The organism is Listeria sp. Marseille-Q6474 (assembly GCF_946902005.1).
Classification (GTDB): domain Bacteria; phylum Bacillota; class Bacilli; order Lactobacillales; family Listeriaceae; genus Listeria; species Listeria innocua.
The window spans coordinates 1102119-1126663 of record NZ_CAMPPS010000001.1; the positions used below are offsets into that span (position 1 = coordinate 1102119).

The window sequence follows — 24545 nt, forward strand, 5'->3', positions numbered from 1 at the left end:
TTCTATTTGTTTTTTTATCTAGGTACATCCTCTAAAGTCCATGTGACCGTAGCTTCATAAATTCCCGTTACTAATGCATCATTTGGTAGAACTTCTAGAGTTAAGTTATTTTGCAAATTAAAAGTAGTTGTAATTTCTCCAGATTGGTCAGTTGGTTGTTTTATCTCAATTGGTTGATTAGTCGCATTCAAAAATATCGGACTACTTTCTGATGACTCTTTTTGATACTTAAGAGAAGTTTCTAATATGTCTCCTTTCTCGTTTTTAAAAGGGCTCATCATTCCAGTTATAGTCCATCCTTGTTTCGCCCTTCTTCTATCAAGGACTTCAATTTCAGCATCTCCCGCTTGAGCAAAACATTTTAGAGTTTGCTTATTATTAGAAATAGGAATGGGATCAGTATTTTCATCCACGTCCATCCGAAAATCATCTGAAATTTTCATCTCTAAGCCTTCCCTGACACGTACTAAAATTGTCACTGGTTTAGCAGCATCGGTTAACGGTGGCCAATCAGGGGTGGAAAGCTCGACGAAATAATCTCCTGCTTTATTTAAATCCACCTTCGAAGCAAAGTCATCTTTCAAATCATTAGGAACGCTCCCTGGGCCAGTTAAAGTCGCATTGATGTCTTGTCGAAATTGATTCGAGTCAACGTTTTCACCTACTAAATAAGTATATTCACTTTTTGCAGTGATGACTGGTTGCTTATTCTTAATAACAACCCTTATACCTATAGAAACTTCACCTTCTATATTAGACGCTGTGGCCGTTACAAAGTAGACACCAGCAACTGAAGTATTTTTTATTATCGAATTAAAGTTAGTAGTAATAGTTGTTTCCTGATCCGTAACAATCTTGGCATCTTCTAAAAATTTACTTTCCGTTAGCGGCGTATTTACTTCACATACAACGTCTTCTGATGAAATTATTTTTGGAGGACCGAGGTATTCAAGTGGTTGTTGAAAGGTCCCTGAGAAACCACTGCTCACACTGACAGTTCTTCCAAATGATATGTTATCCGGTTGCCAAACATACTCGACACCCTGAATAGATTTGTTGGTACGTGACTTTTTATCCCAAAAACTTATAGTAGGTTTTTTCAGCATTTCTTCTTTGGGCCAAGTGATGATTGATGTAGCTGCATTAAATGATGCCCTTGGTCGATAATACAAAATAGGAACAGTTCCACTCGTACCTATAAGAATAGTTTTATGGGTTAAAGAAAAAGGTTTTTTACTAGAAATGATTTTTTTAGGAAATACTATGCTCTGACCCTTTAAATCTATAATTTCAAGCCTTGGTTTAGAATTATCAGCTAAATTTTTTAAACTTGAAACGTCAGTAACCTTATTATTACTTAACCTTAAGTTCCAAATATACGGCATATTTATTTTTGGTATTACAGATACATCCGAGATATCATTCTGCTCAAGAAATAAACAGTCTAAAAGAGGAAAACCATTAGGCGCTTTTAAGAATGGCGATAAATCTTTAATATCATTACCATCTAAATCAATAGTATTTACCCCAGTAAGATATTGTATTCCTTCAATAGATTTAATTGTAGGGTTGTTAGGACTTCCTGCTTTAGGTTCGTATTTATTGTTATATATTAACCTATTTAACTTTTTCAACTCATCTTCAGTAACAATAGAATTCACACTGTAGTTATTAGAAGTATACTTGGTTAAACTAACAGCTACTGCATTAGCCATCCCCGGGTCTTTAAAAACATCCGAAATTTTGCTATTAGGCGGAATCGGCGGAAGGGTATTTTTTAGGTTTTTAAGTGGTGTTTGCACTTTTTTATTTGTTTGACTTTCTTTGGTTTTATTTTTGGTTTCTGAATTATTGTTTGCTTGTTTTTTTTCAGGGGTTAAGATTGTTTTATTTAAATTGTCGTTCGTTTTTGTTAATTCTGGCGTTTCAGTAGTTTTCGGTGCTAGTGCTTCTCTTGTTTCTTCCGCGAATGAATACACAGGAGAACAAAGCGCTAATAATAATATAAAAAGCAACAGTGGCTTCCAGTTCAGTTTCATCTTCTGTCTCCTTCTCGTTAGTTAGATTTCATAATAATTCGGCCATAATTCCATCTTGCACGATGAATGTCTTCCGGTTCCTTTTCAAAATATTCTTCTCTAGTAAAGACACTCTTTGCCGGTAAAATGCGGCTTTCGATAAAGTACTATATTCAATTAAGGCTTTTAAGGTTATTTCGGACGGTAAGGTAATATTTCCTTGTGCATCCTTGCTTCCGATAAGTTCACCCAAGTATTTTATTGCATAGTAAAGCTTATCCTTGTGCGCCTTATTGTTTAGTAAAGATCTATAAAATAAGTGGCGTTCAAATCTTTTTAAAAAGAAATACTGAAAACCAAAATTTTCCGGAAATAACGTGAGCGCATATTCAACATCTTGCTTCTTATATTCATAAATCTCACAAGTTTCTGATAATACAATGTGCTCTGTAGTTGGGGGAGATTCTTCCAAAATACAATATCTAAGAAAAATTCCAGGTTCAAAAATAGATAGTAATTTCTGAGGTGATTCCCGAGTATAGCTACTGATATATCCATCAATTAGTAAAATAACACTATCTAGTTTAGAAGACTCGCTTGTAATCTTTTCGCCGTGTTTGAATTTACGTTTTCTGTGTTTTATCCCATGTTTTTGCATCATGTTGATAAATTCTTTGTATGTAAATAATTCCTCCACTAAAAAAATTCACTCCTCTGTATTTATATAATTTATTTAGCGACACATGTTAGTCTTGGCGAGAACTAAACTTATATTACCATGCACAAACTGAATTATTTTCTCTATAGAGAAGGAATTTAGCACTTTTTTTGTTTTTTCTTTTTAAAAATTTTTTTAATCCTCCTGAAATTCATACAAAAGACGTTCGTTAATTTGTCACAACTAGTTAAAAGTCCCCTTGATTCATTCTCACATTAGACACTTGATTTTTTCATAAAAACACAGCGATATTTCAATCCAAATTACAAGCACAAAAAAAGCTTGAAAACAAGTGAGTTCCTCGTTTTCAAGCTTTTTATACATTTATTCTTCATCATCTTTTTTCTTTGCAGTACGTCTTCCAATTAAATAAGTGACAGTAATCAGAATTAGTAAGAGTAGAATTCCACCTGTGATGTACAACCAAGTGTAATCTTTCTCCAGTCCTAAAGCTTTGTCATTTGCTTTTTTAGCTTCATCTGATGTGATTGTAAAATCCTTTGTCCATTCCCATTTATCATCTTTATTTTTTGCGACTAAATGAAGTTTATACTTTCCTGGTTTTAACTCTTGGTTTTCCCAGTCCACACTGTAATTAAAATTGGAATTTGGTGCCATTGATAAGTCCGTTCGTTTTGCTTCATGTAGCACATTTTCGCTGCCTTGTTTATATATTTTGGCATCCACGGCCAGTCCACCAACTAAGGTCGCTTTTGTATTTTGCAAGTTTATTTCGACTACATTTCGGTAGTTCCTACTTCCTGCTTTAATTTGATTTAATGCTAGTTCCGGCTTTACTATAGTAGTTTTTTCGGTTAACTTTACACCAATTACATAAGCATATTCATTTTTAATTTGAACTTCTTTTTCTTGCTTTGTTTCTTTCTCTGTTTTTTCTTTAGTCTTTTCTTTAAAATGTAACCCGCCTAAAATAATTCCATCATAGCTTTCTTCAGGCATTTGGATATTTACCGACCAGATTTTAGTTTCATTAGGTTCAAGTGTAATCTCGGAGTCACTTACTTCTGTTATATCAGCAAATGGATATTTGAGCGTTTCATCCGGTTTTGTTTTTGGTATCGAGTAATCGACGTACCCCATCTCATTGGTAATAGCTGTGTTGGCGACGCAATTAATAGTCATTTGTTCTTTACTTTGATTGGTAATTTCGACATCTAATTTTTGCTTCTGCTTAGGTTCCATTTGTAAATCAAAATATGTCACGCTAGATGCCTGATTAGCTGGAAGAATTGCTTTTACGGAAAAACTATTACCTTCTGCTGCCTCGGCGTGTTGATTTGGCAAACAAATAATAGCAAATGTACAGGCAAAGATGATAGCGAATATTTTTTTCAAGTCTCTCTTTCCTCCTAATTACTCAATTTAAAAAGAGAAAACAACATCGAAAAATGCAGTTTTCTCTTTTTGAAAAATGTTAGACTGCTGGTGTATCGCTTAAAGTCCAAGTTAATGTACTTTGATAAGTGCCTTCTGCTACAGCCACGTTTTTAGGAATAGATAATTTCGGCTTAGATGTTTCTGTTGCAGATACTTCTGCTGAACCAAAGCTATCTGTCCAAGTTCCCATACCTTCATCATCACTGAAGTCTGTTGGTGTAGTAGCTTGCAAATCTTTAGCTGCCATTACAGGAACTGCTGCTCCGCCAGTCATAGAAATTGCTACGTTATCATATCCAGTTGGTGCTTTTGCGGTAGAATCTTTTGATTTAACTGTAGATTTTGGAATAGTTAACTCAGCACCAGCGATTTTTTTTGCAGGTGTAGAAGAATCTTTGAACTCACTACCTGTTACAGAAAGAGTCCAACCATTATTCGAACCACGTAAATCACTAACCTGAGCGAAAGGAGTTACATCTTTAGTTACAGAAACTTCTCCTGGTAAATCTTGCTTACCATTTCCGTTAGTATCTTCATACGTAGTAATTTTTCCATCTTTAGCATGGGCATTTATTGCACCTTTAGATAATTCGGATGAGTCAAGTGTACCAAAGTCCCAATTAGATACTGCTAAAATCCATAGACCATCACTACCTACTGGTGGATCAGTTGGATTTGGAACAACTGGATCTGGGTCAGTTGGATCTGGATCTACTGGAACTGGATCTGGAGTTGCGCTTTTATCAAATTTTACAATCCCTTTTGAATCTTGTGTTACGGAAGTTGCTGCTGAAGCAAAATCCCCAGAAAGTACTGGTGCTACAATCAGTCCTAGTGCTAATAAACTTGCTGTTGTTACTTTTACTGTTCTACTTGTCATTATTATTCTCCTCTTTCTGTTATCCTTTTTTTGTCGTGCTAAGCAATTAAATCTCTTCCCTCACCCCCTTAAAGTGTTTTTTACTTACAAATAAAATGAGGCTAATTCCGGCAATAATAAGTGGTAAATCGCCCGACTCCCCAGTTTTCGGAAGCTTTCTGGGGAACTTTGTAGGATACGTGCCTGTTCTATCATCTGTCCCACTTTTGGCCTTACGAGGGTCTTTCTTAATTACAACGCTTGCTTTACTAGTCGCTGTATCCGCCGTCTTTGCTTCTACATAAAATGGTGCTGCGAATAAGAATAAACAACAAAATATAATGAATCCTATTTTTTTCAAATCGAATAGCTCCTTTTAGTTAAGGCCTAGGCGCATCTTCTAGAGTCCATGTTACCTTAGATTCATAAGCATCCCCCACTAAAGCATCGTTAGGCTGGATTTCTATTGATAAACTATCCTCTAAGTCGAAAATAGTAGAGACAAAGCCTGTTTCTGTAGGAGTTGCTTGTTTTTGTTCAATAGGCTGATTTGCATTATTTAAGTAAACTGGGCTGCTACCTGATGATTTACTTTGATACTTTAGCGAACTTTGAATGATGTCACCGCTGCTATTTGTAAATGTTGTCATTGCTCCAGTTAGCGTCCAGCCTTGCTTTGATCTCCTTCTATCTGTCACCTTTAAATCTACTTTTCCGTCAGCCCCATAACATTTCAGGGTTTGTTTTCTATTTAATATCGGCACCGATTCTGAATTTTCATCTATACCCATCCGAAAATCATTAGGAATTTGGAGCTCCATACTTTCTCTGACGTGAACAACTACGGTTACAGGAATAGCTGTTTGAGAAGCTGGTGGATTTCCTGGAGACGACAGCGTTACAACATAATCACCAGCTTTCGTTAGGTCTACTACTGACTCAAAATCATCCACTAGCGAACCAACACCAGTCAAAGTCGCATTCACATCTAATCTAAATTGATTAGCATCAATAGCTTCACCAACTAAATAAGTATATTCTTCATCCGCAGTTATGATAGGTGGCTTTGGTTGAAATATAACATCCACATTTACCGACTCACCTCCATCTATATTAGAAGCTTCGATTGTCACTACATACTTAGTGGGATCTGGTGAACTCGGTATTTTGTCTTTAAAATTAGTTGTGATTTTTGATGGTTGGTCTGTTACGATTTTTGCATCTTTTAACAATTGTTCCTCTGTGAGTGGCGTGTCAATATCATAAATAAGTTGTTTTTCATATGATGTGATTTTTGGAGCCACTATATATACTAATGGTTGAAGAAATGTCCCAGTAAAGATTACCTTACCAACATTATCCTTAAGCGGAGTAGTTTCATCCCATCCATATTTAACGCCTTCTTGAAATAATCCACTTTTTTCTAAATATATTGTTGGTTTCTTTTCTATGACATTTTGCTTCCAAGTAATCATGGAAGTTGTATTATCAATTGTCGCAATTGGATCGAACACAGTTATAGGAATTGATTTGTTTACACCTTTAGCCTCTGCTGCCTTTAAAGTAAAATCATATTTTGCTGAAAGATCCATTGGTTCTAAATAAATTTGTTGGTAAGTACAAGTAATTTCTATTAACTTTGGCATAGAATTATTTTTAAAGCTCGATAAATCAGAGATATAATTGTTATCAAGAGCAAGAAACCTTAAACTAGCACTAGCATATTTAGTTAAGGGCTCTACATTTGAAATATTGTTAGACATAAGCATTATTTCCTCTATCTCAGGAAAATTGTTCGGCAGATTAGCAAATGGAGATAGATCACTAATCTCATTCTGGGATAAGTTTAGGAATGCTAACTTTGGTGCATTTATTTTTAGGATCGGTGAAATATCCGTAATTCCTCCTCTAAAAATAGTTAACTCCTGCAAGTTAGGATATCCATTTGGTGCTTTTAATAAAGCTGATATACCTTCTAAATTACCATCTGATCTGCAATTTATAGTCTTTAGATTAGTCATATACTGTATACCTTCCAGATTTTTTATAATTACTGTAGACAAATCAGTAAAAGAGTATAGTTTATCTAAATCTGCTTGTGTAATAACATCCGTCACAACCCAATCCTTTTTATATTGGATTTGATAATTTAAGTTTCGAACTACTGATTCTGCCATTACCGGATCCGGAAATAAATCTGCTATCGTACTATTCTCGGGTATTGATGAAGGGTTAGCTTTCAGTTTGCTAGGTTCGGTCGACGGTTTTTTTGGTTCAATCTCTTCTTTTTTTGGTGGCTCTGGCTCTTTCTTTGGTTCTGGTTCCGTTTCTTTTTTTTCTGGAGTTTCCTTTATAGCTTCCTCTACTACCGGCTCCACTGGTTGTTCTGGCGATATGCTTTGTTCCGTCTCTATAGCTTTCGAGTAAACAGGACTGATAAGCGCCAAAATCAAAACAAAAACCAGAACTTTCTTCCAATTTATTTTCATTGTTTTTTAAGCTCTCCTTTTTAAATACTAGTTAACTGTTCTTCATAGTGATTTATTACCTTCTTCGGGACTAAGAAAGTTTTTTTATGTGGCTTTAAAATTTCTTCTTCTATTAGACGGATACGCTGTCTATAAAAAGCCGCTTTTGATAATGTGCTATATTCAATTAAGATTTTGATTGTAATTTCTGATGGTAAGACTATATTGCCTTTTCCATCCTTTTCACCAATAAGTTTTCCTAAATACTTAATCGTATAATATAGTTTTTCTTGATGATCTTTGGCATTAAGTAAAGCCTTATAGTATAAATGACGTCCAATCTTTTTTAAAAAGAAATATTGAAAGCCAAAGTTTTCTGGAAAGAGCGATAATGCATATTCGATGTCTTCTTTTTCATACTCATACACGATGCACTCTTCTGAAAGTGCAATATTCGTTACAAGCGGTGGTAAATCTTCCAAAATCGAATAACTTAAAAATACACCTGGCTCAAAAACAGATAATAGTGTTTCAGGCGACTCGCATGTGTAACTGCATATATAGCCTTTTATTAATAAAATGACACTATTCGGACTTGAAGAATTGGTCATTACATCTTCATTACGTCTTAATTTGCGTTTTTTATGTCTAATTCCATAATTTTGCATCATTTTGATAAATTCTTTGTATGTAAATAATTCTTCCACTAAAATCCACTCCTCTTCTAAGATGAACTGTTTAATTAGCTTATTGTTGGGCTCGTTAAGAACTAAATTTATACTACCACCCATCAAATAATGGTGTTTCTCTATGGAGAACAAATTACACGCTTTCCACTCAAAAATTATTAAAAACGCTTGCAAAATTCCTCGTAAATCTCAAAATAAAATTGTTTGTTATTTTGTCACAAATTAGCAAAAACCATATAAAAATTCATTTTCTCTTTACTAAAGCACTATATATCCCTCCGATATCTTTCCAGACGGGCAATTCTATGATACTATTAGCATAAAAACATTTGTGACTACAGATAACTTTTGTTCCATTATTATGTAGAATGGAGGTAATAAAGATGAAATGGGAAGAAAAAAGAGATATGGTGAAAATCGCTACATGGTACTATCATTATGGTTGGACTCAAGCGCAAATCGCCAAAAAAATCGGGATTTCAAGATCAATTATTTCTAAAACTTTGCAACGTGCAAAAGACTTAGGTATTGTAGAAATTTTTATTAAAGATGAAACATACTATACGGTCGATTTAGAACAAAAACTAGAAGAAAAGTTTGGTTTAGAAGAAGCGATTGTCGTTGCAACACATGATATGTCCGAAGAAGAAGCCCTTAATTTTCTAGCCAAAGAAGCAGCATATACGCTTAGTAAAAGAATTGCCAAAGTGAATACGCTTGGGATTTCATGGGGGAAAACAATTCGTAAATTTGCCAATGAATTCCCGTATATCCCTCATAAAGACTTAACTATTATTCCGTTAATCGGCGGTATGGGATCAAGCGATATTGACCTCCATTCCAACCAAATTTGCTACGATTTAAAGAAAAAAATGCAGTGCCATAGTAAATATTTATATGCCCCTGCCCTTGTAGAAGATACGGAAATGAAAGCCGATCTCTCTAAAAACAAATACATTAATGAGGTCCTTGAAGAAGGTAAAACGGTTGATATGGCTATTGTTGGGGTATCAAGCCCTTATAATCAAAGTACAATGGAAGAAATTGGTTATATCACCCCCGAAGATATTGAAGAACTGCGATACAAAGATGTTGTCGGCGATATTAATTCACGGTTTTTCACGGCAAATGGCGAAGAAGCAAATACACAGATAAATACACATGTCATCGGGCTCAGTTTAGAAGAACTCAAAAAAATCCCAACAGTCGTAGCTTTAGCAAATGGACTACAAAAAAAAGACGCACTTGTTTCAGCACTTAATGCCGGATTGATAGATGTGATTGTGATTACTGATAGAATGGCTGAATACATCCTACAAAAAAACGATTAAGAAATATTCCACCACAAAAAATATAAAACCCCAAAAGCACTCTCCACCAATGGATTGGGCTTTTTTTATTTCTTTAAAATAAAAAACATTTAATATTTCATTGACGAAAAAAAGTTAAAATGTTATATTTGATTTGTGAAATACGACATTTGTCACTAGTGGTGACAAATGTTACACGATTCATTTATTAAGGTAAAATAGCTTTATCCGGAGTTTTATTTTTAATAAATGAAAACGATTACTAGGAGGAACTTGAAATGACTTTATATAGACAGTTACTTGCCCGTGAGAAAGAAAATAATCCTATTCGCGTCGGCGTTATTGGCGCAGGTCAAATGGGATTCGGCATGATTTCGCAAATTGCCGCTATTCCTGGAATGAGTGTAGTTGGTATAAGTGACATTCATGTGGACGCCGCAAAAAAAGCCGCAGATGCATACAACGCCACAGCAACAAAAAAAGAAAAAATTCTATTATCAAATGACTTTAAAGAAATTATTCATTCTGATCTTGTAGAAGTGATTGTCGATGCCACTGGCGTTCCAGAAGTCGGCGCTAAAATTTCCCTAGAAACTTTACTTGCAAAAAAACAACTTGTTTTACTAAATGTAGAAATTGATATTACTATCGGACCATTAATGAAAAAATTATATGATAGCGCTGGCCTCGTTTATACCGGATCTGATGGAGACGAACCTGCTGCGATAACTGAACTTTACGAATTTTCCAAATCAATGGGTATGGAAGTACTTGTTGCCGGTAAAGGAAAAAACAACAAACTAAAAATTAGCGCTAATCCAGATAGTTGCCAAGTAGAAGCAGACGGAAAAAATATGGCTTCTCACATGCTAGCAGCTTTCCAAGATGGAACGAAAACAATGGCAGAAATGAACTTACTTTCAAACGCTATTGGATATGTTCCCGATGTCGTTGGAATGCATGGTATCTCGGGTGACGTAGATTCCGTCATTAAAGACCTCGATTTAAAAGAGCAAGGCGGTATTTTAAACCAATTTGGTGTCGTAGAATATGTAGATGGCTTGGCGCCAGGTGTTTTCGTAATTGTTAAAGGCCAAAATGAAGGTGTTAGTCATGAACTTAGCTACTTAATGAAAAAAGGTGAACGCGATCATCATATTCTGTATCGTCCTTATCATTTAGCGAGCCTAGAAACTCCACTAACTATTGCGAAAGCTGTTCTGAATCACGATCACGCTATTGTTCCTATGGGAGCTCCCGTTTCCGAAACAGTTGCAGTTGCTAAAAAAGATATAGATGCTGGAGAAAGATTAGATGGGATTGGCGGTTTCTGTGTCCGCGGTGTGCTCGAAACTCACGTAGATATGGCGGCAGAAGGTCATATTCCAATCGGGCTAATTAGCGGTGAAGTAGTTGCACGCAGAAACATTAAAGCTGGCACATTTATTACCGACGAAGATGTTTCACTCGACGAATCAACTACTGTTTGGAAACTTAGAAAACTACAAGACGAAACATTTAGCAATTAAAGGTAACATGGTGGGAAGCTAGCCCTTCCCACCTATTATAAGGAGGAAAAGTGAATGAAAATTGTCCTTATTGCTTCCGTTATTTTCATCGCTCAGACATTTCTTGCTTTTTTTCAAGTGAGGTATTACCAACATCACATGAATAAAGTTGCAAATAAATATGCTGGAAAAATCGGTTACCATCTTTATTCTGAAATGGAGCGATTAAAGTTTCGAACAAGTGCCGTAGCTATCTTAGTTGTAAACGAAGAGCATATTGTTCATGAATGCCAAATTTTAACAGGAAAAACGATTTTTGCGAAGTTTAAAACATTCACTGACTATCACCAGAAAGATTTATCCGAAATACTACAAGAATTACATGAAAAGAAAAAGCATTCCATACAAGAAAAAGCCATTATCAAAACCGTCAACAGTTGTATGAAAGCGCTTTAAATAATTAAAAAGGAGTGTTTCCTAGTGAATTATATTGAATGGTTTGGAACCAACTTTATCGGTCTTTTTGAGGCTGGTGGAAAACAGTTCGTGAGCTTTATGACGGGAATTGTCCCGCTTTTAATTGTCCTTTTAACCTTTACGTACTCGATTATTGCATTTATCGGGGAAGAACGAGTCAATCGTGCAATTCAATTTTCAGCTAAAAACATGATTTTACGTTATTCACTTATGCCGATTTTATCTGTCTTAATGCTAACAAATCCAATGGCGTACACATTTGGACGATTCGTTAAAGAACATCAAAAACCTGCTTTTTATGATTCGGTTGTTTCATTTTTACATCCAGTCACAGGGTTGTTCCCTTATGCGAATGCTGGAGAATTATTTGTTTATTTAGGAATCGCTAATGGGGTTGTCGAAGCTGGTTATAGTATGTCTAGTCTTGCAGTTCGTTACTTCTTAGCAGGTATTGTTATCATTTTAATGCGCGGTGTGATTACGGAAACCATTACAAAATTCTTAATGCGAAAAGAAAAAGTCTGAAATAGATAGGAGGCAAATAAAATGTATCAATCAATTCATGTGAATAAAGGCCAAGGCGGTTGGGGAACTGGGCTAGACCTTACTCCAAGCGAACCAAGAACAAAAGTTGTTTCTATTACTGGCGGCGGTATCCACCCCGTAGCTTTGAAAATTGCTGAATTATCCGGTGCAGAAGCCGTCGATGGTTTTAAAAACTCCATTCCCGAAGAAGAAATGATGTGTGTTGTCATTGACTGCGGTGGTACAGCTCGAATTGGCGTCTATCCAATGAAACGTATTCCAACTGTTGATATTCTCCCTTCTTCTCCATCAGGTCCACTAGCAAAACATATTACAGAAGATATTTTTGTTTCGGGAGTGAAGCCAGAAGATATTATGGTTACCTCATCAGAAGCAGACCCCGGAAAACCTTTTGACAGAGAAAAATTTAAAGAAGATTATGCCAAGATTAAAGAAGATCAACAAGAAGCGAGTGATTTAAAAGAAGGCTATCTTGTGAAATTTTCTCGCGGTATTGGTAAGGCAATGGGCGTATTCTATCAAGCTGGTCGTGATTCTGTTGATATGCTCATTAAAAACATTATTCCTTTTATGGCTTTTATTAGTATGATTATCGGTATTATTAACTACACTGGGATTGGAAAATTAATTGCGAATACACTCTCCCCGCTCGCTGGTTCCATTTGGGGAATGCTTTTAATTGCTTTTATTTGTAGTCTACCTTTCCTATCACCGATTCTTGGTCCTGGCGCAGTTATCGCCCAAGTTATTGGTGTCTTAATTGGTTCACAAATTGCGATTGGCGCCATCCCGGTAACTTACGCCTTACCTGCTTTATTCGCTATTAACGCACAAGCCGGATGTGACTTTATTCCAGTCGGGCTATCTCTTGCAGAAGCTAAGCCAAAAACGGTTCAATTCGGCGTTCCGGCCATTTTGTATAGCCGTATGATTACAGGTGTCCTTGCTGTTGTTATCGCTTGGGTATTCAGTATCGGCATGTATTAATTTTTAGGAGGAATTTGCTATGACTAAAAGTAAAATCATTGAAATCGGGCCACTTGTCCCAGCTTTTGAAGAAGAAAAGATTGTCATTTTATTTGGACCAACAGCCACCAATGAATTACGAGAAATCTCCGTTATTCATGAGTTCGAAGCAGCACCCACAAATGCCCTCGCTAAAGGGAATACACTACAAATTGGAGATCAAGTCTATATAATAGAAGAAGTCGGCACAGAAGCAAATAAAAATCTGGAAGAACTTGGACACATTTCTGTTTATTTCCGCTCTGGTCAAAATGAAGTATTACCTGGCGCAATCGTTGTCTCCCCAGAGGTATTTCCTACCATGGCTATAGGTGACACGATTCAATTTTAAAAAATAAAAATAATTTGTGTTATGTTTCACCTTGTCAATCCTCCCTCTTTTCGATATAATTACTTTTGTAACGATAATGAAAATCATTTTCAATTAGGGAGGAAATACACAATGTACCAAAAGCATAAATGGGCTGCTATTTTAATGACTGTACTTTTAGCAGTAGTACTAACCGCTTGTGGCAACTCTTCGGATAAAGATTCAAGCAAAGAAAAAGAAGCTGCGACAAAAACAGTAACTGATACAATGGATCGTAAAGTAGAAGTACCAACAACACCAAAAAGAATTGTAGCACTTCAAAACGTAAGTGAAATGGAAATTCTAGGCGTAAAACCTGTTGGTACAACGGATTATTACATCACTACATATCCCAAAGCAACAAAAGGGACAGAAAGTGTTGGTAATGATAAACCAAGTATTGAGAAAATCGCTAATTTAAAACCAGATTTAATTATTATTAGTGATTATCAAAAAGACCTTTTAGAGAATTTAGAAAAAGTTGCGCCAGTTTACATCTCACATTTCGGTGATACTCCTGACAAACAACTTTCTAATATCGCAAATCTCTTAAATAAAAAATCAGAAAAAGAAAAATGGGACAAAGATTACGCTCAAAGTTCTAAAGAAGCTAAGGCAACGTTAAAAGATGCTGGCGTGGAGAACGAAAAAGCTGCTGTGATTCAATTCTACGGCAAAGAAATCTATGTTCATGATGCGAAAGTATTTGACGGCTTATTCTCTGGAGCTGGTTTTACTCCAACTGATGGTGCTAAAGCAAACAAAGAAACAAAAGCAATTTCAAGTGAAGCTATTCCTGAATATGCAGCCGGAGCGGATCGATTATTTATCTTAATGCCTACTGATGGTAATGAAGATTTTGTTAACGAAATGCTTAACGGGGTTTGGAAAGATATTCCAGCTGTGAAGAAAAACCAAGTATATAAAGTAGATAACACCAAATGGAGTGACTACAGTGCCGCTGCTCAACTTTATCAAATGGAAGATGCGGTAAAACAAATTACTGGTAAATAAATAAAAACTCGATTCTGTTAACAGAATCGAGTTTCTTTATTTGTTTAATAAACTATAAACATGATTGTTCACTTTTCCAAAAGAGGCAATCTTATTTTGGACATTAGAGAATAAAATCACATAGGTTCTACCAGTGTGGCTCATGCTATTAGAAACATCCCAACCAGTTACAACCCCGTGGCTATTATAGCTCCCAGGATCTACATAAAATCCCATTCCATAATTAGATTTACTACCTGGTGTGAACATTTTTTTAAAGCTTGCTTCAGAAATTATTTTTTTATCCATCAAAGCTTTATCAAATAAATACATATCCGTAGTAGACATACTAATATCCCCTGCTCCATATAATTTAGTTAGGTCTACTAACTTCGGACTTTGATAAACTCCATTTTCATCTATTTTGTAGCCTGTTGATATGTTTTTTCCCCCATCAACATCTTTTTGAAAGTATCCAGTATGTTTCATTCCTGCTGGTTCGAATATATTCTCTTGCAAATAAGTAGCGAGTGGTTGTCCGCTAACTTTTTCTACGATATATCCTGCAATTGTATAATTTGCATCCATATAATCCCATTTCCCAGGCTGTGATTTAATTCCCCGCTTCTCAATACCTGTAACTAATTGTTCTGGCGTTACAGTCCCAGAGAACTCTGGCCGTCCGACAATTCCAGAGGTATGATTCAAAAAGTTTTTAATCAATATTTTATTACCATTAGGAAAATTAGGTAAATACTTCGATACTGGATCGTTTGTATTTATTTTACCTTTTTCTTCTAATTGTAATAAAGCTGCTGCTATTATCGCCTTTTGAGAAGAACCGATATAATATAGCGTATCAGGCGTATTCAATACCTTTGCATCACGATTTGCATATAAATACCCTTTTTGTATAACAATTTGTCCATCACGAACAACAAGTGCCGAGCCGCTAAATCCGATTTCTTTTAAATAAGCATCAATTTCTTTGTTATTTACTATCGTTTCTTTTGGCTTTTCTTCAACTTGTTCCGGCTCTTTTGGCTTTTCAGCTTTTTTGGTAGTCGGTTTTTCCTTTGGCTTAGTGGCTGTAGTTGCTTTTTTCTTTGTTGGTGCGGATACTGTTTGCTGTTCTTTACTTTTAAATTCATAGATTATCCAGCTAGTGGCCATAAAAAAAAGTATAAGTACAGTACTCAACACGATAAATACGTTCTTGCGTCTTTTATGTTTTAGTCTTTCGCGTCGATTCATTTCATCACTCCTGGTCTAGTCTAATCGCTAACTGACTTTCCCAAAAGAGAATGTATTAAAAGAAATTATCCCGAATTTCTTTTAATACCTAACACTCCACATATATCGTAATTTATTATCCAGGATAAATCAATACGGAAATATACCTATGTTTTAAAAAAAGTTATAAGTGGTATACTAATGATGGACAAATTGATAAAAGCAACGACAAATTGCTATAAAGGAGACTAGATAAAAATGGTACAAATAACAAAAGGTAAATTTGATGGTTTACAAAGACTCTCCAACGATAAAGGCGTCATTGCAGCACTTGCCATTGACCAACGCGGTTCACTCAAAAAAATGATTCAACAAGCAAAAGGAACAGAAAACAAAAAAGATGTGGAAGACTTCAAACAACTTGTTTCTGAAGAACTTACACCTTATGCTTCTGCAATTTTGCTTGATTTAGAATATGGTACTCCAGCAATCAAAGCTCGTCACGAAGGTAGCGGACTTTTAACTTCTTATGAAAAAACAGGTTATGACGCAACTACTCCTGGTAAACTTCCTGATTTAATTGAAGATTTATCGGCACTTCGTATTAAAGAAAATGGCGGAGATGCTGTTAAAATTCTTGTTTATTATGATCCAGATGAACCTGCTGAAATCAATGAAATTAAATATGCCTTTTTAGAAAGAATTGGTGCAGAATGTCGCGCAGTTGATATTCCATTTTTCTTAGAACCAATTACTTACGATGCAAAAGTTACTGATTCTGGTTCTTTAGAGTATGCAAAATTAAAACCAGCGAAAGTAAAAGCATCTATTAAAGAATTCTCTAAACCTCGTTATGGTGTAGATGTACTTAAACTAGAGGTTCCAGTAAACTTCAAATATGTGGAAGGTTTTGCTGAAGGTGAAGTAGCTTATACGCAAGATGAAGCAGCTCGTCATTTTGAAGAATGCTCTGACTTAAGCCCACTTCCATTTATTTATCTAAGTGCTGGCGTAACTTCTGAAATGTTCCATAAAACAATCCAATTTGCTAATCAACATAACGTGCAATATAGTGGTGTACTTTGTGGCCGTGCAACTTGGGCTGATGGTATCGAAGTTTATGGTAAACAAGGCGATGATGCTTTACGCGAATGGCTTCGTACTCAAGGGAAAGAAAATATTACTTCTCTTGATAAATTACTTGATGAAGGTGCTGTTCCTTGGTGGACAAAATACGGTTCTTTTGAAGACGTACATGTAGTAGAAAAACAATAGTCGATATATAAACAGCCTCAAGCGAGTTCATTCGCTTGAGGCTGTTTTTTTGTTTAAATCTCATCTTGGTTTAAATAATTATAGGCGAACTGGGCGTATAGCTCTGCGCCGTTTTTCATGACACTTTCATCAATATTAAAACGTCCATGATGGTGGGCCCATTCGGTATCTTTTTCGGGATTTCCGGAGCCAACCAACGCAAAACTCCCGGGAGCTTCGTCTTGAAAATAGCTGAAGTCTTCGCCGCCGGTTGTTGGGCGTTCAAAGTAAAGCATTTCTTCACCGAATGATTCAGTGATTGTTTTCTGGACGAGTAATGCGCTTTTTTCATCATTGATAACTGGTTGTGTGCCTTGTTTATAAACCATTTCAGCTGTGCCTCCGTAGATAGCGGCTGTTTGTTTCGCGTAGTGTTCAATTGTTTTTGCCACTTTGGCGCGGGTTGTGTTGTTAAAGCAACGTAGCGTTCCTTCTAATCGGGCATTTTCAGCGATAACGTTATAGCGTGTGCCGACTTCCATTTTTCCAATTGTTACGACGACCGGATCAAGCGGGTCTGTTTCACGGGCTACAATAGCTTGGAGGTTCATGACAAACGAAGAAGCCATAACTGCAGCATCGATTGTATCATGCGGCATTGCTCCGTGACCGCCTTGACCTTTGAAATCAATTTGGATGATGTCCGCAGAAGCAAAGGTGGAGCCAACTACGCAAGATATTTTATTGCTTGGGGTTTGGGACCAGATATGAATACCAAAGACGTGATCCACGCCCTCCATCGCTCCTTGGGCAATCATTTCTTTCGCGCCTTCAGCAATTTCTTCGGATGGTTGAAAAATGAAGCGGACTGTTCCGCGTAGCTCACTTTTAATTTCCACGAGTGCTTTTGCTGCGGTTAATAGCATGGCTGTGTGGGCATCGTGACCGCATGCGTGCATTTTGCCGTCTTCTGTAGATTTATAAGGAAGATCTTGGTTTAATTCTTGGACTGGGAGTGCATCCATATCCGCTCGTAAAGCAATCGTTTTGCCTGCTTTATCGCCTTTTAAATCTGCAATTAGTCCGGTGGGATTGGTACGTCGGTAAGGGATTCCGAGCTGATCTAGTTCTTTTGCAACTTGATCGGTTGTTCGAAATTCCTGCCATTGCAGTTCTGGATGCATGTGCAAATCGCGGCGGAAGGCTATCATATTTTCTTCATTATTTAAGACTATTTGTTTTATTTTATTATTCATGTTCGCTTTCCCCTGTCCATTTTTTAACTGTTTCAAGTACGACTTCGATGCCTTTTTGGAGCTTGTCATAATCGGTCCATTCTTCTGGCGCATGGCTTATACCTTTGTGGCTTGGTACAAAAATAAGTCCTACTTCGGTTAAACTCGCAAAGATCATTGCATCGTGTCCTGCACCGCTAACCATTGTTCGATATTTAAGACCAAGTTTATCGGCACTTTCGGTTAATGCTTGATGAATTTCTTTTGATAAATGTGTTGGTTTTTCATAGAGCATATCTTCTATTTCACACGTAATACCGTTTTTTTCGAAAGCTTGAATAACTTTTTTTGTTTGTTCTAATGTATTTTGGACGTGGATTTCGTCTTTTGCTCGAATATCTACTGTGAAAACGACTTTGTTTGGTATTACATTGGCGCCGTTCGGGTAGACATTAAGTTTGCCAATTGTTAAGACAGTTCCGCCGCCTTCTTGGATAGCTAGTTCAGGAAGCTTATTAAGAATTTCGACAGTTGCACTTAGAGCATCTTTTCGTTCTAGCATTGGGGTTGTTCCGGCGTGACCTGCTTGACCCTTTACGGTAACTTTTATTTCTGTTAAACCAACGACCGTGTCAACGAGCGCAACATCTTCATTCGCATTTTCTAGGACTGGGCCTTGTTCGATGTGTAGTTCAATGAAAGCTTTGACGGAATCTTTGGACCGAATGGCTGTATGTACTTGATTTGCGTCAAATCCTAGGTTTGCCATAGCTTCTGCGGCAGTAACACCATTTATATCTTTCATTTCATGTAGCATTTCTTTTGTCACTTTGCCTGTAATTGTTCGGGAGGCAAGTAGTCCCGCTCCGAAACGAGATCCCTCTTCTTCCACCATTGCGATGATTTCAAGTGGAAAATGGGGTTTTATTTGCTGTTCATGAAAAACGCTAGCTACTTCAAGCCCAGTTATAACACCTGCTGGACCGTCAAAAGCACCACCATTTGGTACCGAGTCAAAATGAGAACCGACGATTACTGCTGGTAAGTTTGGAGTGTCGCCTTCTAATCGTCCGTATATATTTCCAATCGCATCTTCTGAAACAGTGAGGCCTACTTTAGTCATTTCTTCTTTTAAATAATTGCGCGCGTCGAGGTCTTCTTTACTATATGTAAGCCTAGTTGTTCCCTGACCCGGAGTCGCTGTAAATCTATCTAAATTTTCTATGTGTTTTTTTATTCTTTCAAGATTTGTTTGCATGAAGCATACCTCCTTTTTTCTATTTTACAGGAAACTTGAAAAAATGCTCGCTAAAACAACTCACAAAAAAAGTGATCCCTAGAAAATAGGGATCACTTGCGAATTATTTAGCGAATTGTGGTAAGAACTCTTTGTGCGCTTCTAGCATTTCATCTAGAATTGTTTTTGCTAAGTCGCCGCTAGGAACAAGTGGGTTAGAAGTAAAGGCTTGAAGTGCAGTTGCGTAATCACCTGTTACTGCTGCTTCAATTGTTAATTCTTCCATTGATTTCATTACTTGTAGTAAGCCGCGTTGTGCTGGTGGGAATTTACCGAAGTTGATTGGTTCCGCACCGTGCGCGCGAATAACACTTGTGATTTCTACTGCACTATCATAAGGAACGTCATCAATTGCGCCATTATTACGAGTAGATACTACCATTACGGTACCTTTGTTGTTGTAAATGGAGTTGATGATTTCACATGCTGCATCACTGTAGTGTGCGCCGCCGCGTTTAGATAATTCTTCTGGTTTGTAATCAAGATTTGGATCTTTATATAATTCGAATAAGCTGTCTTCTAATTTTTTCACGACTTCTCCGCGAGTACCTTCGTTTTTGAAAGATGCCAGTTCTTCTTCAAGCATTGCATCAGTCATGTAGTAGTAACGGTGGTACGGACATGGAAGCATTTTTAGATGTTTAACTTGCTCATATAAGAAGCGCATGTTTTTAATGTTTTCAACAACTTTTCCAGGATTCGCATCTGGCGCGTAAAGACCATCAATCACTTTTTCTGTTAATTCTGTACCGTCTTTGTCAAATACGCGGTGCCAGTGCAAGTGGTTGATTCCTGCAAATTTGAAGAATAAATCTTCTTCTGGTTTTTCTAAAACGTCTGAAGCGCTTTTCACTGCTCCGATTGGCACGTTACAAAGACCGATAACTTTATCCCAGTTTCCGTAACGAAGAACTGCTTCTGTTACCATTCCTGCTGGGTTAGTGAAGTTGATTAACCAAGCATCTGGGCATAGTTCGCGCATATCTTCGACGATACCAAGAATAACAGGAATTGTACGGAATGCTTTGAACATCCCACCTGCTCCGTTTGTTTCTTGACCAATGATGCCGTGGCTAAGTGGAATTCTTTCATCTTTAATACGAGCGTCTAATAAACCAACGCGGAATTGTGTTGTAACAAAATCAGCATCTTTTAAAGCTTCACGACGGTCGAGTGTTAAATGTACTTCGCAGTCAATGTTTGCTGCTTTGACCATACGTTTTGCCATATTACCAACGATTTCTAATTTTTCACGACCAGCTTCAATATCTACTAGCCAAAGTTCTCTGATTGGAAGTTCATGATAGCGTTTAATAAATCCTTCAACAAGTTCTGGTGTGTAACTGGAACCCCCACCAATTGTAACGATTTTTACACCTTTTTTCATAATATACTTACCTCCTAGAATTTTAAAGCGTTTTCTTTTCTTCTCATTCATCATAATTCATGTAATGCATTACAGGTCAAGCACTTATTTTAAATTTATCTAAACTGGCTATTTGGCGGGCTTTTTTGGTATACTAAATACAGAGCTACGAGAAATCGAGGTGTTTTGCAATTGGCAAATATACAAGAAATCGCGAAACTAGCGGGTGTTTCATCAGCAACAGTTTCCCGAGTAATTAATAATCGCGACTATGTGAGTGAAGAAACAAGAAAACGCGTCCAGGCAATTATTGACAAGTTAGATTACGTTCCAAATATTAACGCTGTATCACTGAAAAAAGGCGCAACTAAGTTAATTGGTATGGTCATTCCTAGTTTTACAGATTCACTGAATGTATTTTTAAAAAGTTTTACGATGATGGCTCAGGAGCATGGTTATAACGTTACTTTGTTTATGACTAGAATTGATCCAGATAAAGAATTAGAAGCCCTTGAGATGCTACGGCAAAAACAAATCGATGCGCTCGTTCTTGTGATTCGGTCAAATGATTGGAAAACAATTGAACACTATACAAAATACGGCCCGATTGTCACTTGGCAACGTGTCGAAAGTGAAAAAATCCCTTCTGTATTTATGAATCAATATGATGGATATACGCTTGCACTAGAACATTTATATGCAAAAGGTTACCGGAAATTTGTGAATGTTTACGGGAATACGACCGGACTCAATACGCAAAGTCGCATGCTTGCTTTCAAAGATTTTTGTGCGCGTTATGAGCTTGATCCTCATGAATTTAGACAGTTTTATGGGCAAGGTAGTCGGCAAGACGGGGAAAAGATTGCGCATTGGTGGAGTGAAACTGAGCATAAACCAGATGCATTTTTGACGCCAAACGATTATTTTGCGGCGGGGTTACTTACGGAGGCTAGACGGCTTGGTTACAGTGTCCCGGAAGATTTTGCGATTTGTGGATTTGATAATATGGAAGTGGCGCATTTGCTTGATATTACAACGATTCATTACCCTGTAAATTTACAAGCTGAAAATGCTTTTACGCTCATTATGAATCAATTATTTGGAAGCAACTTGCCGCTGCTTGATTTAGATTTCCATTTAGTAGAGAGAAAAACGACATAAAAAAAGGTTTCCTCGTAAATTTACGAGGAAACCTTTTTGTTAATTTTTAAATGAATGAATTGGTGCTGGGATTCGACCACCGCGCGCAATAAAACTAGCGGAGGATTTACCGTTTACTGGCATTACTGGCGCCGTTCCAAGTAAACCACCGAATTCGACCATATCGCCCACTTTGGTGCCGCTCGCCGGAATTACTCGGACAGCGGTTGTTTTATTGTTAATCACGCCGATTGCAGCTTCATCAGCAATCATCGCAGCTAATGTTTCGGCGGTTGTGTCACCTGGTACGGCGATCATATCAAGTCCAACTGAGCAAATTGCCGTCATCGCTTCTAGTTTTTCAAGATTAAGTGCGCCTTGTTGTACGGCTTCAATCATCCCCGCATCCTCAGAAACCGGAATAAATGCACCTGATAATCCGCCAACGTGACCGCAAGCCATGACGCCGCCTTTTTTCACCGCATCATTTAATAGTGCTAAAGCAGCCGTTGTACCGTGTGTTCCAACCATTTCTAGACCCATCTCTTCTAAAATATGTGCGACTGAATCACCAATCGCTGGTGTTGGTGCTAAAGATAAATCAACAATTCCAAAAGGAACACCGAGTTTTTCAGAAGCAACTTGACCAACGAGTTGACCCATTCTAGTAATTTTGAAAGCTGTTTGTTTCACTGTTTCGGCAACAATATCAAATGGTTCGCCTTTTACTTTTTCGATAGCGCGCTTCACAACACCAGGACCACTGACGCCAACATTGATAACACAGTCAGCTTCACCAACACCGTGAAATGCTCCTGCCATAAAAGGATTATCCTCGACTGCGTTGGCGAATACAACGAGTTTCGCACAACCGAGTCCTTGAGTGTCTGCTGTTAAATCAGCTGTTTCTTTAATTACTTCACCCATTTGACGAACTGCATCCATGTTGATTCCTGTTCTAGTCGAGCCGACGTTAACGGAAGAGCAAACTCGTTCTGTTTGAGCTAAAGCTTGCGGAATGGAGCGAATGAGAATCTCGTCACCTTTTGTGTAACCTTTTTGGACAAGAGCGGAATAACCACCGATAAAATTCACGCCAACTTCTTTTGCGGCTGCATCGAGTGTTTTAGCAAATTCTACGTAGTCAGTGTCAGCGCTTGAGCCAGCTATAATCGCAATTGGCGTGACAGAAATCCGTTTATTTATAATCGGAATACCAAACTCGGATTCAATCGCTTCACCAACAGCCACTAGATTGCGCGCTTTTGTCACGATTTTTTGGTAGATTTTCTTTCTTGCTACTTCACCGTCGCCGTCCATACAATCTAGCAAAGAAATCCCCATGGTAATTGTTCGGATGTCTAGCTTCTCTTCTTCAATCATACGTATTGTTTCTAAAATTTGGTTTGTTTCCATACTAGAATCGCCTCCATCCTAAAGTTTATGCATTGCGTTGAAAATTTCTTCACGTTGAATATGTATTTTTACTTGGAGTTCTTCACCTTTTCCAGTTAATTCTGTTTTTACTTCATCAAATTCTTTCGTAATCTGGCTAATATCGCACATCATCATCATCGTAAAATATCCATCCATAATCGTTTGAGATACGTCGACAATATTAATGTTCAGTTCAGCTAATTTATTACTAACTCCAGCGACAATTCCCACATTATCTTTTCCAATTACAGTAAGTACAGCTCTCACATTCAACACTCCTTTAGTTCGTTAATACGTTCCATTATAGCATAAAAAATCGCAATCTTGTGAAAAAGAAAGCAAAATTACTCCGCATGCCAAAAAGTGCAATACGACGCCATTGGCAAACTATTTTCTAGTGTAATTAAATTGCTTTGGCTCAGTAAAAATGCTTTGAATTTTTCTGGTAAACCTATATCTGCAGCTAATTCTTTCGTTATAAAATCTTTCACATAACTGATTTCCCAGCGGCTATCTTGCATTTTTTCTGAGAAAATACTTGTTTCCGCGCCTATCTTCCAATGTTGGGCTTGAATAATTTCTTGTATGTCTACTGGCGTGATAAAAGTTCGGATATTCGACTGGGTTTCTTGTTTGAACGCCTCGTAGGAAGCTTGTGTCAGTACAGCTAACATGTGAGATGTTTGTTTCACATCTGTAATTCTCGTATCCCATTCCGCGTAACAAACCCGTTTCGCCCACTTGCTAAGTAAAATGAGCATTTCGACTAGCTCTTCTTTAGAACTGAAATACCAAGAAGCATGTGATAATACCGCCACATCAAAAGCTTTATCCGAAAAAGTAATATCGCCATTTAAAAGATCTGTCCCTAGTTTAAAATCAATTTGTGCACCTAGTTTAGATTTTTTCAAGTGGGCCGTTGCATCGCCAATCGTAAACGGTGCCCCGTACGTGCTCGGGGCAATGTCAACTGCTTGAACAAAGCCATCTGCGCCAACTGCACTCGCAAGCACTGCCGTCGTATCGCCTTGCCCACAGCCAACTTCAAGGACACGTTCTCCTTTTTTAATTTGCCAAAAGTCGACCAACTTCATACGATGCTCCGTTTGTGTTCGCTGAATTTCTTTGTCATTTTCATTTAATAACATACATGCGACTATTTCTTCTAAGTTCATCAAGCGCCTCCTATCAAAAAAGTAAAGTTACCTCCTATTATAGAAGGTA

General features: G+C 37.2%; 23 protein-coding genes. 9 read left to right on the top strand and 14 right to left on the bottom strand.

The annotated features are described in order from the left end of the window. Window positions 1–14 precede the first annotated feature (14 nt). The 7 genes from OC533_RS05565 to OC533_RS05595 all read right to left on the bottom strand — a co-directional run bounded on the left by OC533_RS05565 (window position 15) and on the right by OC533_RS05595 (window position 8168). Window positions 15–2039 carry a LapB repeat-containing protein gene (locus tag OC533_RS05565; RefSeq protein ID WP_194323236.1) on the bottom strand — a complete coding sequence of 675 codons (2025 nt, stop codon included), beginning with the start codon at window positions 2037–2039 and terminating at the stop codon, window positions 15–17. A gap of 28 nt (window positions 2040–2067) precedes the next feature. After that, complete coding sequence (locus tag OC533_RS05570) at window positions 2068–2715, bottom strand: Crp/Fnr family transcriptional regulator (RefSeq protein WP_194323235.1); 648 nt, start codon at window positions 2713–2715, stop codon at window positions 2068–2070. Window positions 2716–3060: 345 nt separating this feature from the next. Then, the gene (locus OC533_RS05575) at window positions 3061–4092 is read right to left on the bottom strand and encodes a DUF916 and DUF3324 domain-containing protein (RefSeq protein ID WP_194323234.1); all 1032 of its coding nucleotides are present in this window, start codon (window positions 4090–4092) and stop codon (window positions 3061–3063) included. Between the two features lie 79 nt (window positions 4093–4171). After that, window positions 4172–5014, bottom strand: a complete 843-nt coding sequence (locus tag OC533_RS05580; RefSeq protein ID WP_010990483.1) for a WxL domain-containing protein — start codon at window positions 5012–5014, stop codon at window positions 4172–4174. A gap of 46 nt (window positions 5015–5060) precedes the next feature. Beyond that, window positions 5061–5354: an LPXTG cell wall anchor domain-containing protein gene (locus OC533_RS05585; protein ID WP_003760665.1), complete on the bottom strand. Its 294-nt coding sequence runs from the start codon at window positions 5352–5354 to the stop codon at window positions 5061–5063. Window positions 5355–5373: 19 nt separating this feature from the next. Then, the gene (locus OC533_RS05590; protein WP_194323233.1) at window positions 5374–7482 is read right to left on the bottom strand and encodes a LapB repeat-containing protein; all 2109 of its coding nucleotides are present in this window, start codon (window positions 7480–7482) and stop codon (window positions 5374–5376) included. A gap of 20 nt (window positions 7483–7502) precedes the next feature. Continuing rightward, on the bottom strand, window positions 7503–8168 hold the full coding sequence (locus OC533_RS05595) for a Crp/Fnr family transcriptional regulator (protein ID WP_194323232.1): 666 nt from the start codon (window positions 8166–8168) through the stop codon (window positions 7503–7505). Window positions 8169–8533: 365 nt separating this feature from the next. Here OC533_RS05595 and OC533_RS05600 point away from each other — a divergent pair, with 365 nt between their 5' ends. From OC533_RS05600 to OC533_RS05630, 7 genes are all read left to right on the top strand, one after another. Next, window positions 8534–9481, top strand: a complete 948-nt coding sequence (locus OC533_RS05600) for a sugar-binding transcriptional regulator (protein ID WP_003760660.1) — start codon at window positions 8534–8536, stop codon at window positions 9479–9481. A gap of 257 nt (window positions 9482–9738) precedes the next feature. Continuing rightward, on the top strand, window positions 9739–10989 hold the full coding sequence (locus tag OC533_RS05605) for an NAD(P)H-dependent oxidoreductase (RefSeq protein ID WP_194323231.1): 1251 nt from the start codon (window positions 9739–9741) through the stop codon (window positions 10987–10989). 54 nt (window positions 10990–11043) lie between these two features. Continuing rightward, on the top strand, window positions 11044–11424 hold the full coding sequence (locus tag OC533_RS05610) for a transcriptional regulator GutM (RefSeq protein ID WP_194323230.1): 381 nt from the start codon (window positions 11044–11046) through the stop codon (window positions 11422–11424). A gap of 24 nt (window positions 11425–11448) precedes the next feature. After that, window positions 11449–11970, top strand: coding sequence for a PTS glucitol/sorbitol transporter subunit IIC (locus OC533_RS05615; protein WP_003760655.1), 522 nt, complete (start codon window positions 11449–11451; stop codon window positions 11968–11970). Between the two features lie 21 nt (window positions 11971–11991). Further along, complete coding sequence (locus OC533_RS05620; protein ID WP_003765622.1) at window positions 11992–12978, top strand: PTS glucitol/sorbitol transporter subunit IIB; 987 nt, start codon at window positions 11992–11994, stop codon at window positions 12976–12978. Window positions 12979–12997: 19 nt separating this feature from the next. Continuing rightward, complete coding sequence (locus OC533_RS05625) at window positions 12998–13348, top strand: PTS glucitol/sorbitol transporter subunit IIA (RefSeq protein ID WP_185500795.1); 351 nt, start codon at window positions 12998–13000, stop codon at window positions 13346–13348. Window positions 13349–13459: 111 nt separating this feature from the next. Further along, on the top strand, window positions 13460–14380 hold the full coding sequence (locus tag OC533_RS05630) for an ABC transporter substrate-binding protein (protein WP_194323229.1): 921 nt from the start codon (window positions 13460–13462) through the stop codon (window positions 14378–14380). A 36-nt stretch (window positions 14381–14416) separates the two neighbouring features. On the opposite strand, the gene OC533_RS05635 is transcribed toward OC533_RS05630, so the two are convergent. Beyond that, on the bottom strand, window positions 14417–15613 hold the full coding sequence (locus OC533_RS05635) for a serine hydrolase domain-containing protein (protein WP_045554394.1): 1197 nt from the start codon (window positions 15611–15613) through the stop codon (window positions 14417–14419). Between the two features lie 237 nt (window positions 15614–15850). On the opposite strand from OC533_RS05635, the gene OC533_RS05640 reads away from it, so the two are divergent. Continuing rightward, window positions 15851–16867 carry a tagatose-bisphosphate aldolase gene (locus tag OC533_RS05640; protein WP_003770662.1) on the top strand — a complete coding sequence of 339 codons (1017 nt, stop codon included), beginning with the start codon at window positions 15851–15853 and terminating at the stop codon, window positions 16865–16867. A 53-nt stretch (window positions 16868–16920) separates the two neighbouring features. On the opposite strand, the gene OC533_RS05645 is transcribed toward OC533_RS05640, so the two are convergent. The 3 genes from OC533_RS05645 to OC533_RS05655 all read right to left on the bottom strand — a co-directional run bounded on the left by OC533_RS05645 (window position 16921) and on the right by OC533_RS05655 (window position 20765). Next, complete coding sequence (locus OC533_RS05645) at window positions 16921–18102, bottom strand: M20 family metallopeptidase (RefSeq protein ID WP_194323228.1); 1182 nt, start codon at window positions 18100–18102, stop codon at window positions 16921–16923. Beyond that, window positions 18095–19339: a Zn-dependent hydrolase gene (locus OC533_RS05650; RefSeq protein WP_194323227.1), complete on the bottom strand. Its 1245-nt coding sequence runs from the start codon at window positions 19337–19339 to the stop codon at window positions 18095–18097. The genes OC533_RS05645 and OC533_RS05650 overlap by 8 nt, the downstream gene beginning before the upstream one ends. Before the next feature lie 103 nt (window positions 19340–19442). Further along, a complete protein-coding gene (locus tag OC533_RS05655) occupies window positions 19443–20765 on the bottom strand; it encodes a 6-phospho-beta-glucosidase (protein WP_003721330.1) in 1323 nt (440 codons plus the stop codon). 171 nt (window positions 20766–20936) lie between these two features. Between OC533_RS05655 and OC533_RS05660 the strand changes: the two genes are divergently transcribed. Then, window positions 20937–21905, top strand: coding sequence for a LacI family DNA-binding transcriptional regulator (locus OC533_RS05660; RefSeq protein WP_070753580.1), 969 nt, complete (start codon window positions 20937–20939; stop codon window positions 21903–21905). 39 nt (window positions 21906–21944) lie between these two features. Here OC533_RS05660 and OC533_RS05665 read toward each other — a convergent pair whose 3' ends face one another. From OC533_RS05665 to OC533_RS05675, 3 genes are all read right to left on the bottom strand, one after another. Next, on the bottom strand, window positions 21945–23300 hold the full coding sequence (locus tag OC533_RS05665; RefSeq protein ID WP_010990473.1) for a PFL family protein: 1356 nt from the start codon (window positions 23298–23300) through the stop codon (window positions 21945–21947). Window positions 23301–23318: 18 nt separating this feature from the next. Beyond that, complete coding sequence (locus tag OC533_RS05670; RefSeq protein ID WP_003760632.1) at window positions 23319–23588, bottom strand: ACT domain-containing protein; 270 nt, start codon at window positions 23586–23588, stop codon at window positions 23319–23321. Window positions 23589–23665: 77 nt separating this feature from the next. Next, entirely contained in the window at window positions 23666–24496 is an 831-nt protein-coding gene (locus tag OC533_RS05675) for a class I SAM-dependent methyltransferase (protein WP_194323226.1), read from the bottom strand. Window positions 24497–24545: the final 49 nt, after the last annotated feature.

Excerpts from the sequence above, each read along its gene's own strand:
- OC533_RS05565 (WP_194323236.1), bottom strand. The coding sequence starts at position 2,039 with ATGAAACTGAACTGGAAGCCACTGTTGCTTTTTATATTATTATTAGCG.
- OC533_RS05580 (WP_010990483.1), bottom strand. The coding sequence starts at position 5,014 with ATGACAAGTAGAACAGTAAAAGTAACAACAGCAAGTTTATTAGCACTA.
- OC533_RS05590 (WP_194323233.1), bottom strand. The coding sequence starts at position 7,482 with ATGAAAATAAATTGGAAGAAAGTTCTGGTTTTTGTTTTGATTTTGGCG.
- OC533_RS05600 (WP_003760660.1), top strand. The coding sequence starts at position 8,534 with ATGAAATGGGAAGAAAAAAGAGATATGGTGAAAATCGCTACATGGTAC.
- OC533_RS05605 (WP_194323231.1), top strand. The coding sequence starts at position 9,739 with ATGACTTTATATAGACAGTTACTTGCCCGTGAGAAAGAAAATAATCCT.
- OC533_RS05610 (WP_194323230.1), top strand. The coding sequence starts at position 11,044 with ATGAAAATTGTCCTTATTGCTTCCGTTATTTTCATCGCTCAGACATTT.
- OC533_RS05620 (WP_003765622.1), top strand. The coding sequence starts at position 11,992 with ATGTATCAATCAATTCATGTGAATAAAGGCCAAGGCGGTTGGGGAACT.
- OC533_RS05625 (WP_185500795.1), top strand. The coding sequence starts at position 12,998 with ATGACTAAAAGTAAAATCATTGAAATCGGGCCACTTGTCCCAGCTTTT.
- OC533_RS05630 (WP_194323229.1), top strand. The coding sequence starts at position 13,460 with ATGTACCAAAAGCATAAATGGGCTGCTATTTTAATGACTGTACTTTTA.
- OC533_RS05635 (WP_045554394.1), bottom strand. The coding sequence starts at position 15,613 with ATGAATCGACGCGAAAGACTAAAACATAAAAGACGCAAGAACGTATTT.
- OC533_RS05640 (WP_003770662.1), top strand. The coding sequence starts at position 15,851 with ATGGTACAAATAACAAAAGGTAAATTTGATGGTTTACAAAGACTCTCC.
- OC533_RS05645 (WP_194323228.1), bottom strand. The coding sequence starts at position 18,102 with ATGAATAATAAAATAAAACAAATAGTCTTAAATAATGAAGAAAATATG.
- OC533_RS05650 (WP_194323227.1), bottom strand. The coding sequence starts at position 19,339 with ATGCAAACAAATCTTGAAAGAATAAAAAAACACATAGAAAATTTAGAT.
- OC533_RS05655 (WP_003721330.1), bottom strand. The coding sequence starts at position 20,765 with ATGAAAAAAGGTGTAAAAATCGTTACAATTGGTGGGGGTTCCAGTTAC.
- OC533_RS05665 (WP_010990473.1), bottom strand. The coding sequence starts at position 23,300 with ATGGAAACAAACCAAATTTTAGAAACAATACGTATGATTGAAGAAGAG.
- OC533_RS05675 (WP_194323226.1), bottom strand. The coding sequence starts at position 24,496 with ATGAACTTAGAAGAAATAGTCGCATGTATGTTATTAAATGAAAATGAC.